The 14,285-nt window shown below is 53.1% G+C and carries 13 protein-coding genes; 10 read left to right on the top strand and 3 right to left on the bottom strand.

What is annotated here, in order from left to right; genetic code table 11:
* The first annotated feature begins 1 nt into the window (after position 1).
* Positions 2-883 carry a copper transporter gene (locus JJE36_00330; GenBank protein MBK5210765.1) on the top strand — a complete coding sequence of 294 codons (882 nt, stop codon included), beginning with the start codon at positions 2-4 and terminating at the stop codon, positions 881-883.
* 6 nt (positions 884-889) lie between these two features.
* On the opposite strand, the gene JJE36_00325 is transcribed toward JJE36_00330, so the two are convergent.
* Positions 890-1,564 (bottom strand): glycosyltransferase family 2 protein, encoded by a 675-nt coding sequence (locus JJE36_00325; GenBank protein ID MBK5210764.1) that lies wholly within the window; start codon positions 1,562-1,564, stop codon positions 890-892.
* A gap of 5 nt (positions 1,565-1,569) precedes the next feature.
* Positions 1,570-3,159 (bottom strand): murein biosynthesis integral membrane protein MurJ, encoded by a 1,590-nt coding sequence (murJ, locus tag JJE36_00320; GenBank protein ID MBK5210763.1) that lies wholly within the window; start codon positions 3,157-3,159, stop codon positions 1,570-1,572.
* A 154-nt stretch (positions 3,160-3,313) separates the two neighbouring features.
* On the opposite strand from murJ, the gene JJE36_00315 reads away from it, so the two are divergent.
* The 6 genes from JJE36_00315 (at position 3,314) to xerD (ending at position 11,755) form a co-directional block, all read left to right on the top strand.
* Positions 3,314-5,668: a hypothetical protein gene (locus tag JJE36_00315; protein MBK5210762.1), complete on the top strand. Its 2,355-nt coding sequence runs from the start codon at positions 3,314-3,316 to the stop codon at positions 5,666-5,668.
* Positions 5,658-6,623, top strand: a complete 966-nt coding sequence (locus tag JJE36_00310; GenBank protein MBK5210761.1) for a hypothetical protein — start codon at positions 5,658-5,660, stop codon at positions 6,621-6,623. Before JJE36_00315 ends, JJE36_00310 begins: the two co-directional genes overlap by 11 nt.
* Before the next feature lie 36 nt (positions 6,624-6,659).
* A complete protein-coding gene (locus JJE36_00305) occupies positions 6,660-8,270 on the top strand; it encodes a CTP synthase (GenBank protein MBK5210760.1) in 1,611 nt (536 codons plus the stop codon).
* 37 nt (positions 8,271-8,307) lie between these two features.
* Positions 8,308-9,471: a DUF3866 family protein gene (locus JJE36_00300; GenBank protein MBK5210759.1), complete on the top strand. Its 1,164-nt coding sequence runs from the start codon at positions 8,308-8,310 to the stop codon at positions 9,469-9,471.
* A 109-nt stretch (positions 9,472-9,580) separates the two neighbouring features.
* On the top strand, positions 9,581-10,693 hold the full coding sequence (ald, locus tag JJE36_00295; GenBank protein MBK5210758.1) for an alanine dehydrogenase: 1,113 nt from the start codon (positions 9,581-9,583) through the stop codon (positions 10,691-10,693).
* Between the two features lie 129 nt (positions 10,694-10,822).
* The gene (gene xerD / locus JJE36_00290) at positions 10,823-11,755 is read left to right on the top strand and encodes a site-specific tyrosine recombinase XerD (GenBank protein MBK5210757.1); all 933 of its coding nucleotides are present in this window, start codon (positions 10,823-10,825) and stop codon (positions 11,753-11,755) included.
* Positions 11,756-11,829: 74 nt separating this feature from the next.
* Here xerD and JJE36_00285 read toward each other — a convergent pair whose 3' ends face one another.
* Positions 11,830-12,054 carry a hypothetical protein gene (locus tag JJE36_00285; protein MBK5210756.1) on the bottom strand — a complete coding sequence of 75 codons (225 nt, stop codon included), beginning with the start codon at positions 12,052-12,054 and terminating at the stop codon, positions 11,830-11,832.
* A gap of 229 nt (positions 12,055-12,283) precedes the next feature.
* Here JJE36_00285 and mraZ point away from each other — a divergent pair, with 229 nt between their 5' ends.
* Genes mraZ through JJE36_00270 form a run of 3 tightly spaced genes read left to right on the top strand, consistent with a single transcriptional unit; the run spans position 12,284 to position 14,252 of the window.
* The gene (mraZ, locus tag JJE36_00280) at positions 12,284-12,715 is read left to right on the top strand and encodes a division/cell wall cluster transcriptional repressor MraZ (protein MBK5210755.1); all 432 of its coding nucleotides are present in this window, start codon (positions 12,284-12,286) and stop codon (positions 12,713-12,715) included.
* A gap of 6 nt (positions 12,716-12,721) precedes the next feature.
* A complete protein-coding gene (gene rsmH, locus JJE36_00275) occupies positions 12,722-13,693 on the top strand; it encodes a 16S rRNA (cytosine(1402)-N(4))-methyltransferase RsmH (GenBank protein ID MBK5210754.1) in 972 nt (323 codons plus the stop codon).
* A gap of 13 nt (positions 13,694-13,706) precedes the next feature.
* Positions 13,707-14,252, top strand: a complete 546-nt coding sequence (locus JJE36_00270; protein ID MBK5210753.1) for a cell division protein FtsL — start codon at positions 13,707-13,709, stop codon at positions 14,250-14,252.
* The last annotated feature ends 33 nt before the right edge of the window (positions 14,253-14,285 follow it).

Genomic DNA, 14,285 nt, shown 5'->3' with positions numbered 1-14,285 from the left:
AATGTATAACCTTCGCTATCATGTAGCATCTCTCGTCTCGGTGTTTTTGGCTCTCGCATTGGGATTGATACTCGGCGGACTCGTTGTCGATAAGACTTCGACCCTCGGACAATCTGCAATCGTCAACGGTATCAAGCAAGAATTCGCCTCCATCAGAAAAGAGAACACACAGCTTAACGCCGACCTCGGCACATACCAGGAGTTTGCCAGTGATTTAGGCGCGCAGGCAATTAAAGGCACCCTCTCGGGAAAAACAATCGGTGTCATCGGACTGGATGTCAAGGCAGACGATAGTGCGCGCAAAGCGATTGTCGCGGCCGGTGGAACGTCGGTGCAGATCACTTTGAGCGCCGTCAAGTACGACCGGAAAAACAGCTCTTCGAAAGTAAATCAGCTTTTAGCTCCGATAATGACTGCCGAGGGGACATCCGACCCCTACACCGCCATCGGCACCACACTGGCAAAAGAGTGGGTGCTCGGTGGAAAGACCGATAAGCCGCTTACGAAAGCGCTGGTCGACGAGGGTGTCCTTACCATCGACAACATCGATTCGTTTAACGGAGTGGCGGGAATCATCGATACCGCCATCGACGGGAAGACCGTCGATGAGCTGGGAATGGCAATAGCTGGAGCCTTCAATAAGGCGAGTTATCCGACGATTTGTGCCTCGACGTTTCACGGGAATGATATTTTGGCCGAAGCCGGCTGGAAGCAAAAGATATCTTCGACGAATATGCTCGGATCTTCGATAGGTATTTATACCATAGCCAGTCTGAACAACGGTGCATCCGCAGGCCTTTATGGCACGCCGGCGGGCGCGAAAAGCCTCTATCCGCAGTTCAAGACGATAGAGCCCACAACGGCAAAAACTACAACGAAATAAGAGGAATCACTTTTCGAATCTGAGTTTGACCAACGCGAGGCCGATATGGACGAACTGCTTCCCGCGATGTATGAAGCCTGAAACGTCACGTCCGGTGGCCGCATGCGACATGGTCGTTTCCACTTCCGTGAGTCGATAGCCTTTGCGCAACGCCCTTATGGTGAGCCCGACCTCGACACCGTAGCCCGAACTGAAGGGGCGAATCGCGTCGAGACACGCTCTCGTCATCGCGCGTTGCCCGGAGAGCGGTGCCTGTGCATCGAATCCGTTGCCCATGGCCGCGATTTGCCGGCGCGCCATATTCTTCACAAGTCCGAAACCGGCTTTTCCCGCAGGAGTTGGGAAACGCGCGATGCTCATGTCGGCCTCTCCTTTGAGAATGGAGGCCACTAAGAGATCAGCTTGCTGCGCGGAGATTCCGAGGTCTCCGTCGAGGAGCACGATGATGTCTGCGTCTTCACAGCGTTTTGCGGCGACCTCGAGGGCCGCTCCTTTTCCGACATTATTAACGAGACGTATGACCCGGGCTCCGGCTTCTTCGGCGATTTGCGCCGTGTCGTCGCGGCTGCCGTCGTCTATGACGATGCAACTTGCAATGGAAGCGACGCCGAGTATCGCGCCGACGGTATTGGCGATACGATCTTGTTCATTATGTGCCGGGACGAGCGCAATGACTTTCATAGGCGTTATGAGCTCTTTCTTTTTCCGAGAATTTTATGGAACAGCGAAACGAGAAGTTGCTTGGCCTTCACCACGTCTTTTACTTGGAAGAGGGTTGCCAGTCCAAACGATATCGTGAGTCCGAGCACGGCTCCGATGATGATGATGAGAACCGAACCGGAGAGACTGAGCGCTCCGCCCGAATCGGCGAAATACGGTGAGGCGTAGGATACGAACACCATGACGGATGCGGTTGCGATGACAGTGGCGATTCCCATCCGCACAAAGACCGAAATGAAAGTTGTGATGTCGAACGCACCGATTTTTTTGCGCAGTAAATAAAGCAGAAGCGAAAACTGCAAAAGGCAAAAAATCAAATCGGAAAAAGGAATTCCTTTGAGCCCGAATCCTCTCCACGTCCCGATTCCGGTTGTCAGTATCATGTAACCGCCGATTTGGATGAAGCTCGTGAGAATGTTTGCCATTGCCGGGGTTTTCGTGTCTTTCAAAGAGTAAAAACAGCGAAGTACGAACATCATACACGCATAAAAAGTGAGCGCGAGCGCCCAGGTGCGCAAGACACCGGCGACTAAGGGGACACTGTCGGCTTTAAACCGCCCGGTAGTGTAGAGGGTCACCAACGGAGTGGCGAGGGCATAAAGCAATCCGGCCGCCGGCATGATCAGTAGCGCGGTTTGTCGCAGTCCGCTTGAGAGAGTTTCCTTGAACTTCACGGTGTCATGTGCGCTCGCGTGCTCGGAGAGCTCGGTGAAAAGGGCCGTCGCCAATGCCACGGCGAGAATGCCGTAGGGGAGTTGATACCACGTCCATGCATATGACATGACCGATGCGCCCGAGCCGGAAACGGCTTGCGCGGAGGCATTTCGAAAAGATACGGTAATCAGATTCGTGATCACGTAAAAAAGACCGGGTACCGCGAGAATCATCATTTTTTTAATTGCCGGGTCGCGAAGGCCCAATTTGAACGAATAGCGCAATTTCGTCTTCGAGAGCGAGGGAAGCATGACGATGAACATCGCAGCCACGCCCAAGGTGGTTCCTACCGCCATGACGATGAGGGTATGCCGATTGAGGGGCTGCGTGGCGACGTAGAACATGGTCGCGATTACAACGAGGTTATTGAAAACCGGCCCCAGCGCCGGCCACAAAAACTTACGGTTGGCATTGAGCACTGCCTGTATGACCATACCTCCGCCGTATAAAACCACTTGAATGGCGAAAAAGCGGAAGAGGAAGCTTGCCGTTTGGCGCACCTGTACCGAAGATGCACTGTCGCGAAATGTTTGCGTCCAAATGAAAGGTCCCGGAAACAACGTACCGATGAGTGCCACCACGCCGAGCATGATTATGAAGATGTTGAAGATATGGCTCGCAAATTTCCATGCGCCCTCTTCGCCACGTTCTCTTTTGACATCCATGTAGGTCGGGATGAACAGCGAAGAGAGGATACCGCCTGCGACGAGCTCGAAAATCATATTGGGCACGTTATTGGCGATATTGTAACCGGAGGCGATTACGCCCACGCCTAGCGCCATGGCCGTGGCCCAAATACGCACGAATCCCGTGATACGTGATAAAAGGGTCGCCATCGACATAATCGCCGTCGAACGAGCTACGTCGGGCGTTTCGTCTTCTATGGATAGATTTTCAGAAATGTGGCACTTCCCTGTATGCGATTTATGTCAATCTATTGTAGCTTATCAGTTAAGCAAAGTGCTTACGCGGGGTTGATAAGGTAGTATTGAGTACATGAATATTTCAAAAAAATCCTCAAGAGTTGTTTCGTTTTTCCTCGCACTTTCTTTAGTCGTCTTCATCGCTCTATCTCCGACGGTGAGCGAGGCTACGGGGAAAGTCGGTCTCAACGGCCCCGTGAAATCATCGCGCGTCGTTTTGATTATCGCGCCGTTCCTCACATGGGCGGATATCACTCCGCAGACGACCCCCCACATCTTTCAAGCTGCACAAACCGGTGCGATAGGGGACATAAACGCGCGCTCTCTCACCAGAGAATATGACGGCATGCCTTCGATCGCCGAAGGTGCCCTCACCATATCTTCAGGCTCGTCGGCACTCGTCAATAGATCCGCTTACAGTGCATTCAACGTAAACGAAAGTTTCGAGTTCGGTAATGCCGGAGATGCGTATACGCGGATGTTTGGGAAGAAATCCGCCGACGCCGGAATCGTCTATCTCGGCCTGCCGCGAATCATCACGGCGAATGCGGATAATTCGTTTAAAGTCGTTCCCGGTGCATTGGGAAGTGCCATTCAACAGGCGGGTGGCTCGACGGCGGCAATCGGCAACTCGGATTTGGGCTATGCAAGCAATGCCGTGCGCAGGGTACGTCCTGCTGCGATTGCTGCGATGAACGAAGGCGGCACGGTTGAATTCGGCACTGTCTCAGAAGATATGTTGACGCAAGATTTGTTTGCTCCCTATGGCGTTCGAACCGATGTCGATGCGATTTCACAACAACTCGCTAAAGTTGCCGGTGAGATGGATTCCGATAAGCCGGGGCTTATCGTAGTGGATTCGGGAGATCTCTATCGTGCGCACGACTACGCAAGCAACGTCACAGAAAATGTGGCGAAAATCCAGTGGGACGATGCTTTGAAATCCCTCGATGACATGTACGCTTGTGCGCAAAAACAATACCCGAACGACACGGTTATTTTAGCCGCCCAGGCGTCAAGCGACCCGAAAACCGACAAGGCGGGGTTTGGGCCGATCATCATTTCCGACATGGCGTCGGGAGTGCTCGAATCCGCCTCGACGCAGCGTCCGGGACTGGTGACCAATCTCGACCTCACCTCGACGATTCTCGATATACTTAAAGTTAAGCAGCCGGTCGAAGTGATCGGCACGCCGATGCAGTCCACCTCTCATTTTTCGATTCGCTTGTTCGGGCATGCCGAAAATACTGTGGCAAACAGGTTTGATTTGTTGAAAAAAATGAATGCCACCGCGCTTGCCGTTGAAAATAACCGAGGTATCGTGCTCAACATTTTCATTATATTCACCGTTCTGATTCTGGTCATCGGCGCAATCGTCATAATCCGCGCACCGGAGCACTGGAGTGAATCTTCGGTTAAAGCCGTTAGTCGGGCTTTGCGGCTCCTCATATTGGCCGTTTTATGCGTGCCGGTGTCGAGTTGGTTGATGTTTTTGGTGTATCGCTGGCCGAGCACGCCTCTGCAAGTCACCGCACAGTTTCTCATCGTCGCCTTGGCGCTTTGGGTAGTCACCGTATTGTTTTTCAGGCGGTTCGGTCCTCGCGTCCCCGTCATATTTTTAGGCAGTGTGACATCTTTTGTCATCATAGCCGACCAGTTGATAGGAGCTCCTGCATCATTTACGAGCTTTTTCGGTTATTCGCCCATCGCCGCCGCGCGGTTTTACGGTATCGGCAATGAGGGGGCGGCGGTTTTATTCGGGGCGGTAATCATCACCATCGTGATGGCTCTTGACCAATGGCCGCACACACGGTTTGTGGGAGCGATGAAAAAATGGGGCATCCCGCTCATCGGCTTCATCGTGATGTTCGTATCGGCGTCGCCGATGCTCGGGGCAAACGTCGGCGTTGCCATTTGGGCGACCGCCGGCTTCGTGTTGCTCTGGATTTTAGCAAACGACAAAAAAATCACGTGGAAATACGTCGCGCTTATCGTCGCGCTCGTGGTTTTTGTCGTCGGCGCATTTATCCTGGTGGACAAGTTCGGAGGCGGGCAGGAAACGCATCTTGCACGTTCAGTCGACTTGGCCGAGCAAGGCGGAATCGTACAACTTTGGGATATCGTCGTTCGCAAAATCGAGACGAATATACGTGTGCTCACCCACACGAACTTCGTATGGATATTGTTGGCTGTCATCGGTTATCTCGGATTGATGCGCTGGCGACCCTCCGGCGATTTTGCCGAGACTTTGCGAAGAAACCCGCGCTTCGCCGATGGCATGACCGCAATTTTAATTGCGGGAGCCGTGGCTTATTTTTCCGAGGATTCCGGTGTGGTATTGCCAGCGCTGATGGTTCTGTACCTCGGGTGTGGAATCGTATGGCTGATGCTCGATGGGATCAAGGGGGTATCCAGGCGTGTTCGATAGCTCCGTTATTTCTTTAATCCCCTTGATTGCATGCACGCTCGGTTCGTGCTATATCGGTATGCGTTTGTTTTGGCCGACGTTGCAAGATACGCCGGCTGCGCATACAAAAAATTATTCGGGGCGGACGGTCGTCTACGGTTTGGGGATCGTCTGGTTGTTTTGGGCGATCGGCTTATGGATTTTTGAAATGATATCCCGCATTTTCGCGCCCGATTTCGGCGCAATCGTCACGATTGATTTACGTGTCGTCGTTTTGCTCGTCGTCGTCGCCTTCGTTTTCGGTTTCATCGACGATACGTATGGATCGAGTTCGTCACGGGGATTCAAAGGACACATCAAAAGCCTTTTTCAGGGAAAATTGACAACTGGAGGCCTCAAGCTCTTCGGAATCGGATTCGCCTCTCTTTATGGTGCATATCGCCTCGGCGCAAAGCTGTTCATCGTCAACGGTTCCTCGTCGTTTGAAAAAATAGCCTATGTGATTCTCGTCGGTTTCGCCATAGCGCTGACGAGCAATCTTTTGAATTTGACCGACCTTCGTCCGGGGCGTGCGTCGAAAGTCTACGGCGTTTTGGCGGTAATCGGGCTGGCTTTTTCCGTGCTGTCGCCGACATCCCCCGTTGCGCCTTCGCTGCAACATTTCATAGCCGATGCGACAGTGCTTCTCGTTCCTGTTTTTGTGGTGGTCGGTCTCGACGTAAGAGAAAAGGGAATGCTCGGAGACGCGGGGGCGAACGCCATGGGGGTTTTGGTCGGTGCCTACATTCTCACTCGCTTCGGCTTGAATTTTTCGCTTATCGCGATTTACCTTGTTCTCATCTTGCTGCTTAATCTTATGAGCGAAAAAATATCCTTCTCAAAAGTTATCGAGGGAAACAAATTTCTTTCAAAGCTCGATAATCTTGGTAGACTTAAAACTGGTGTTTCCGATAAAACGCCCGACAATTTGAAATAGATGTTTTGCCGATATATAAGGAGATTTTGATTACCCATGACGACTAAACACATCTTTGTAACCGGAGGAGTCGTTTCCTCGCTCGGTAAGGGAATTACCGCAGCCTCACTCGGACGTTTACTGAAGTCGCGTGGTCTCAAAGTCACTCTCCAAAAGCTCGACCCCTATCTCAACGTGGACCCCGGCACCATGAGTCCCTTTCAGCACGGCGAGGTCTATGTGACCGACGACGGCGCCGAGACCGATCTTGATTTGGGGCATTACGAGCGCTTCATAGATGAATCTCTTTCGCGTGACAGCAACGTGACCGCCGGTTCCGTGTATCAAACGCTCATCAATAAGGAGCGTCACGGAGATTTCCTCGGCGGAACCGTGCAAGTCATTCCCCATGTCACCAACGAAATTAAATCGCGCATCAATCGACTTGCCGAGGAATCGGGGGCCGATGTCGTGATTACCGAGGTCGGCGGTACCGTCGGCGATATCGAGTCGCTGCCATTCATCGAAGCGATTCGTCAACTTCGAAAAGATAAAGGTCGGGAAAACGTGTGCTATGTCCACGTAACGTTGATCCCTTACCTCAATGCCTCAAAAGAACTCAAAACCAAGCCGACGCAGCATTCGGTCGCCGAACTTCGCTCAATCGGTGTTGTGCCCGACTTCATCGTGTGTCGCAGCGAGCGTGAGCTCAACGATGACATCATTCGTAAAATCGCGCTTTTCTGCGATGTCGACAACGATTCGGTTCTAACCGCTCTCGACATGCCCTCCATCTATGCCATCCCGAAAGCATTGCGTGAGCAGCATTTCGACGAGAAAGTCATCAAGAGGTTGGGGCTATCGGCCGCCGAGCCCGAGATGACCGACTGGGATCGTTATGTGGAGCGTGCGGCGACACTCGACGGCACAGTCCGAATCGCCCTCGTCGGCAAATACGTCTCGCTTCCCGACGCCTATCTGTCGGTGCACGAGGCGCTTATCCATGCGGGCGTGTTCCACGGACATAAAGTCGATGTCCAGTGGGTTGACTCCGAGGAAATCGAGCCGACCGAAGTCGAAACGGTGCTCGCCGGTTTCGACGGTATCCTCGTTCCCGGCGGGTTCGGTATGCGTGGGTCTGAAGGTAAAATCGCCGCGGCGCGCTATGCTCGTGAAAATAAAGTACCTTATCTCGGTATTTGTCTCGGTATGCAAATGGCCGTCGCCGAATTTGCGCGCAATGTCGCCGGACTCGATAAAGCGAACTCCGTCGAGTTCGATCCTGCCACGCCCAACCCCGTCGTCGATCTCATGCGTGAGCAAGAAGGCGTCGAAGACCTCGGTGGCACCATGCGCCTCGGATCGTATCCCTGCAAAGTGGTGCCGGGAACAAAGGGCTATGAAGCATACGGTAGCGAAAATATCACCGAGCGTCATAGGCATCGGTTTGAAATCAACAATGATTACCGTACACGGCTCGAAGAAGCCGGACTCGTCATATCGGGCGTTTCACCCGATGGAAAACTCGTCGAGATGATCGAACTCAAAGATCATCCATGGTTCGTCGGAAGCCAAGGACACCCCGAGTTCAAGAGCCGGCCGACTCGTCCCGCACCGCTCTTTCGCGATTTCATCGGCGCTTCGGTGGCCTACAAGGATGCACGTTAACTCGTATTCCGGTGTGAAAAAGAGGCTGATTTAAGCAGTGAAACTCGTATGGGCAACGGTTACAAACCTTAAGGGATCCGCCGATGTCGCGACAATCGGACGCGGCGATGATTCTGGTGTCATTGCCATGGAGGCTGCCGCTTCTCGCGTTTTTGAATATGAGGTCGCGCTCGACGACGATCGATCGGGCATCGCCCTATGTTTTGTCTCTCTCGTCGGTACCGTCACGGTCGGAGACCGCGTTTTGCTCAATACGACCGCGGTCGATTTGGGACTCGGAACCGGTGGGAAGCATATAATCGTCGCTCGCGTCGATCCCGATACCGTCCCTAGCGGGATTGCGCTCGATGACCCGGCACCGAGCGGCGGTCATATCATGAAGTTGCGCTACACGCCGATGCAGCGAGATGTCCTCTCGGTGGAGGCGCAAGAATCTCCTCATCATAAAATTATGGAACATGCGCGTGATATCGACCATATTCCCGTTGTGTGCTGCGGTCTGCACAGCCAAGTTCCTTTGGTCGCCGCCGCAATCAAAGCACGGGCTTCTCACTTACGTGTCGGATACGTCATGACCGATCAGGCTGCGCTTTCGCTCGACCTTTCCAAAGTCGTGGGTGAGTGCAAAGCAAAAGGTCTCATCGATGTGACGGTTGCCACCGGGCAAGCCTTCGGAGGCGATCTCGAGGCAATCAATGTGCATTCGGGGATGCTTGCCGCGTGCCATATCGGCGCATGCGATGTGTTGATAGTCGCCATCGGGCCGGGAGTCGCTGGAACCGGAACGCCGTTCGGGCACGGCGGCGTTGCACAAGGCGAGGCGATAAATGCGGTCACGGCTTTGCACGGTCTGCCCATCGCCTGCTTACGGATGTCGTTTTCTGATGAGCGCGAGCGCCATCGGGTCGTCAGCCACCACACGATTTCGGCGCTCGAGAACATCGCTTTGGGTCGCGCGCTTATCGCGGTTCCTTATCTCAAAGACGATGCCATGCGTGCCGCACTTGAAAAAAAGCTCGATGAAATGGATAATCCCGTCGGTCACGAAGCCTTTGTATTTGAAGAAGAGGTCTATGACGAGCGGGCGCTTAAAGGCATTCATGTGACTACGATGCGGAGAAATTATGAACAAGATCCGGCATTTTTCGAGGCGGCATTCGCCGCGGGTACGCTCGGAGCTTACCTTGCATGCGAGTCGTAACAACCTGTTAACTTGCGTGTGTTCACAAGAAGTCGGAGTAGGAGTAAACTGGCATAATTATTACTAAAGATGTCATAGGGGCATCTTCGATGAGTAGGAAGGTTTTAAGATGATCGTTGGTGTACCTACCGAGATTAAGAACAATGAGTTCCGCGTAGGACTCACTCCTTCGGCAGCGGCCGACTATGTGGGACATGGACACAAAGTCGTCATACAAAAAGGCGCCGGCGAAGGCTCTTCGTTTGCCGATGGAGAGTATAAGGCCGTCGGTTGCGAAATTCTTCCGACTGCCGATGATGTATGGGAAGTCGCCGAGATGATCGTAAAGGTCAAGGAGCCGATTCCTTCCGAGTACGGCAAAATTCGTCCCGGACAAATTCTTTATACCTATTTGCACTTGGCACCTGATTTCGCTCAGACCAAGGCACTCATCAAGTCGGGCGCGGTTTGCATCGCATATGAGACCGTCGAGTTGCCTAACCATTCGCTGCCTTTGCTTGCTCCCATGTCCGAGGTTGCCGGACGCATGGCTGCACAAGTGGCTGCTTTCTATCTTCAGAAGACTGCCGGCGGTCGCGGTGTCTTGATGGGCGGTACCGCAGGGGTAACTCCTGCAAACGTCATCGTTTTGGGTGCCGGCGTCGTCGGTTCCAATGCGGCGCAGGTGGCATTCGGAATGGGTGCAAACGTCACCGTTCTCGATGTCAACATTCCCCGTCTTCGTCAAATCAGTGAAATGTGGGGTACCAACGTCAAGACGCTGTACTCCTCACGCGGAAACCTTCTCGAGGTTCTTCCTTTGGCCGATATCGTCATCGGCGCAGTTCTCATCCCGGGCGCCAAGACTCCTTGGTTGCTCACGAAGGATATGCTTCCTTTGATGAAGAAGGGCTCCGTCGTCGTCGACGTCGCCGTAGACCAGGGCGGATGCATCGAGACCACTCATGCAACCACCCACGCCGATCCGACCTACTTCGTCGAGGGCGTTTTGCACTACGGCGTGGCAAACATGCCGGGAGCAGTACCCAACACCTCGACTCGTGCGCTCAATCACGCGACGCTTCGTTACGGCCTCGCGCTTGCGAACAAGGGCTGGAAGAAGGCTCTCGCCGAGGATTCCGCTCTCGCACTCGGAGCAAACGTCATCGAGGGTAAGGTCACCTACAGAGACGTTGCCGATGCGCACGGCATCGAGTACACCCCGGTCGCCAATTTCCTCTAAGGCTATCCGGCTTCATAACGTTTCATCGCAACGAAATGGTGCGCTTCGTCTTTTGTCGGACGGGGCGCACCATCGGTATGTGCCGAAGCGTATGTTTTTCTGCTCGACCTTAATCGCTATACTGGTGTCATGGTCAAAGAAAAGTCACATAAGTTTTCATCGCTTTTACGCGAATATCTCGCCTATATTTCGGTGGAGAAGGGGTCTTCGCCCCATACCATCGAGAGTTATAAACGTAATCTCGATGATTATCTCGAATATCTCGATGACAAGAACGTGCCGACGATCGATGCAGTGACCAAAAATATGATTGTCGACTACATGGCGCGCCTCCGCACCTCCGGATATGCATCCGCTTCCATAGAGCAAAAAATCGCCTCCATAAAAGGATTTCATAAATTTCTTCTTTCAGAGGGGCTGAGCAAAACCCATCCGGCGGCTCAATTGCCAAAACTCAAACGACCTCAACATCTGCCCGAAGTGCTTACGATTGAAAAAGTCGATTTGTTACTCGACCAGTACGCGGGCAGAGACGATCCGGTCTCTTTGCGAGACCATGCTATATTGGAGGTTTTGTACGGGTGCGGTTTGCGCGTGAGTGAATTATGCTCTTTGACCATGCTCGACGTGGCGTTCGATCAAGAAGTGATGCGGGTGTTTGGAAAGGGCTCGAAGGAACGCATCGTTCCTCTCGGAAGTGTGGCGATTAAAGCACTTCATAAGTACCTTGAAGCGGGACGCCCTCTGCTCAAACCGAAACACGGTCTGCCGCCTGCGACATCGAACGTGTTCTTGTCTACGAGAGGGAGGCCGCTTTCACGCGAAGTGGTATTTCGGATGGTGAGAGCGGCCGGCGAAGCCGTCGGCATGGACGATATCCATCCACACATGCTCCGTCATTCTTATGCGACCCATATGCTCGAAGGGGGAGCGGATCTTCGCAGCCTGCAAGAGTTGCTGGGCCATTCCGACCTTTCGACGACACAGATATACACGCACGTCGATCGGAGCTATATGAAAGAGGAATATCTCCTCAAGCATCCGAGAGCCCGCAAACGTTAAAAGCCCCCTGCGAGGGGCTTTTTTAATTATCGGCGTAGAGAGTGCCTCAACGCGAACAGTACTGCTGACAGAGATTACTTGGTAGCCTTTGCGGCTTTCTTGGTCGCTTTTGTCTCAAGCTCTTCGGCGTGTTTGGCCTCCCACTCGGCATTTGCGGGAATGAACTGCTCGTTGCGCTTTGCAGCCTTTGCCGCATAAACACCGAATACTACGGCTATCACGGTCAGCAAAATGAACACCAGATAGAAGAAATTGTTCATTACTACCGGTACATTTTCAGAAAACAGCCATTGTGTCATAGCTCAACCTTTCGCGTAGTTACCGATCCGCACTCAATTCTACCGACTCCCGCTGCTCGGTGCAACTTATTTTTTCGATGTCGTCCGAACATCCGGTGTGATACGGGGTCGGAAAGTGGGATGAAAAGTTAATAAAGTGTTGCATAGGGGGATAAAGTGGAGTAATCTTTGGCTAACGAACAGATCTGGACCAGCCAGGCACTTGGCAACTGAGAGCAAAGATTAAACCATGTTTACCGGAACACACCTTCATACGATCGACGCAAAGGGAAGGCTCTCGCTTCCTTCTAGCTTTCGTAAGAACTTGGTCGGCGATTTGGTGGTGGCAAAAGGATTTGAAGGATGCCTTCAAGTCTTTTCCCAAGATGCGTACGAGGAATTTCTCAAGACATTTACCGCCGGAGGCTCCATCGAGCCGCGTGTTCGAAAGGTACGTCGGTATTTCATGTCGGGATCAGCGCCTGTCGAACTTGACGGGGCAGGGCGCATTCGCGTTCCGCAGCCTCTGAGAGAGTTTGCCGACCTTGAAAAGTCCGTCATCGTAAATGGCGACGGAGATCGCATCGAACTGTGGAATCCGAAGAATTGGGAGGATTACATTAGCGATATTTCCGTCGAGGAGCTCGCGGGTGAATTGGTCCAAGCCGGAATCCTCGCGTAAACGATGATGGCCACGCGAAACTTCACAAATGAATACGAGCACATTCCCGTTCTGTCGACCGAGGTCACACAGTATTTGTCACTGCAGCCTGGTTCGATAGTGGTCGACTGCACGCTCGGTGGTGCAGGGCATTCGAGCCGCCTCATCGATTTCATCGCTCCGGGTGGAACACTCATCGGAATCGATCAAGACGATGTGGCGCTGAAGGCGGCGGCAAGCAAACTTAGTCTCGGGAATCGCGAGGACGATGTCGAAATTCTCCTTCTGAAGGGTAATTTCGGCGATTTGGACACCTTGCTTCAAAACGCCGGCGTGCCTTATGCGGATGCGATATTTCTGGACCTAGGTGTTTCATCGCCGCAAATCGACGTGGCCGAGCGAGGTTTCACGTTTAAAGACAACGGGCCTCTCGATATGCGTATGGATCAAAACAGTTCGACGCCCACGGCCGCAGATATCTTGGCGACCTACGGTGAAAAAGATTTGTCCCGCATATTTCGCGAGTACGGAGAAGAGAAATGGGCAAGCCGCATCGCGAAGTTCATCGTCGCGGCGCGGGGTCGCAGCCCGATTACTCAAAGCAGTGAACTCGTAGACATTATCAAAGCGGCGATTCCGGCTTCGGCACGACGTGCCGGAGGTCACCCTGCAAAGAAGACGTTCCAGGCGCTTCGCATCGAAGTCAACCGGGAGCTCGAGGTGTTGAAAAGCGGTCTCGAAAGCGCCCTTCGCTGGCTGAGTCCCGGAGGAGTGATTGTAGTTTTGACCTATCACTCTCTCGAAGATCGAATCGTCAAACAGGCGTTTGCCGCAGCCGCGCAAGGATGCACGTGTCCGAAGGACTTTCCGATATGCGTATGCGGAAACAAGCCCGAACTCGAAGTGATAACACGTAAGCCGATTTCTGCGAGTGCTGAAGAAATCGAACGTAACCCGCGGGCTCGTAGCGCGAAACTTCGCGCAGCGAAAAAGATTTAGCAAAGGAGGAACCATGTCTGCACAACCGGCTCGAAAACTCGAACGTCGAGTGGAAGAAGCACCGCAACAGCGCAAAAAGGCACAGGTTCGCCTTGTGGTGGATCACAGTAGCCAGCGGAAGGCGCAACAAAAAGAGCTCTCTCGAGAGGCGAGCCTGAGAATCGCATTCAACTATCTCGCGGCGGTCGTGTTGTGCAGCGTCGTTCTCGGTCTCGGATGCGTGTACGTCAACGGCGAGGCCACGGCTTGCTCTCAGCAGTCGATACTGATAAAGCAAGATATTTCCGATCAAACGGCAATTGCGCAAAGTCTCGAACTCGAACGAGCGAAGTTACGTTCGACGAGCCGTATCGAACAAATTGCAACGAAGGAACTCGGCATGGTCGCCATGGGGAATGATTTTTCCACCATAGATATCGGTGCGGCAAAATCGAGCCCGATGGTGGAACCCGCAGCGAAGGTAGGCGACAACACCGCGTTGTCGACGCTTGCGAACATGACGGCAGGCGAAGCGTCGGCTCTCCTCGTCGGAGACATCAGTCTCGTATCTTCTCGATAAAGGTTGGATTATGGCTTCTGCTCAAGTCCGACA

This window comes from Coriobacteriia bacterium (assembly GCA_016649875.1).
Lineage (GTDB): Bacteria > Actinomycetota > Coriobacteriia > WRKU01 > JAENWW01 > JAENWW01.
This window is presented reverse-complemented; position numbering and strand designations above follow the sequence as displayed.

Bases quoted from the DNA above. Each gene is read 5' to 3' on its own strand.
- JJE36_00285 (MBK5210756.1), bottom strand. From the start codon at position 12,054: ATGACACAATGGCTGTTTTCTGAAAATGTACCGGTAGTAATGAACAAT.
- murJ (MBK5210763.1), bottom strand. From the start codon at position 3,159: ATGTCGATGGCGACCCTTTTATCACGTATCACGGGATTCGTGCGTATT.
- JJE36_00305 (MBK5210760.1), top strand. From the start codon at position 6,660: ATGACGACTAAACACATCTTTGTAACCGGAGGAGTCGTTTCCTCGCTC.
- ald (MBK5210758.1), top strand. From the start codon at position 9,581: ATGATCGTTGGTGTACCTACCGAGATTAAGAACAATGAGTTCCGCGTA.
- JJE36_00330 (MBK5210765.1), top strand. From the start codon at position 2: ATGTATAACCTTCGCTATCATGTAGCATCTCTCGTCTCGGTGTTTTTG.
- mraZ (MBK5210755.1), top strand. From the start codon at position 12,284: ATGTTTACCGGAACACACCTTCATACGATCGACGCAAAGGGAAGGCTC.
- JJE36_00270 (MBK5210753.1), top strand. From the start codon at position 13,707: ATGTCTGCACAACCGGCTCGAAAACTCGAACGTCGAGTGGAAGAAGCA.
- JJE36_00315 (MBK5210762.1), top strand. From the start codon at position 3,314: ATGAATATTTCAAAAAAATCCTCAAGAGTTGTTTCGTTTTTCCTCGCA.
- rsmH (MBK5210754.1), top strand. From the start codon at position 12,722: ATGGCCACGCGAAACTTCACAAATGAATACGAGCACATTCCCGTTCTG.
- JJE36_00325 (MBK5210764.1), bottom strand. From the start codon at position 1,564: ATGAAAGTCATTGCGCTCGTCCCGGCACATAATGAACAAGATCGTATC.
- xerD (MBK5210757.1), top strand. From the start codon at position 10,823: ATGGTCAAAGAAAAGTCACATAAGTTTTCATCGCTTTTACGCGAATAT.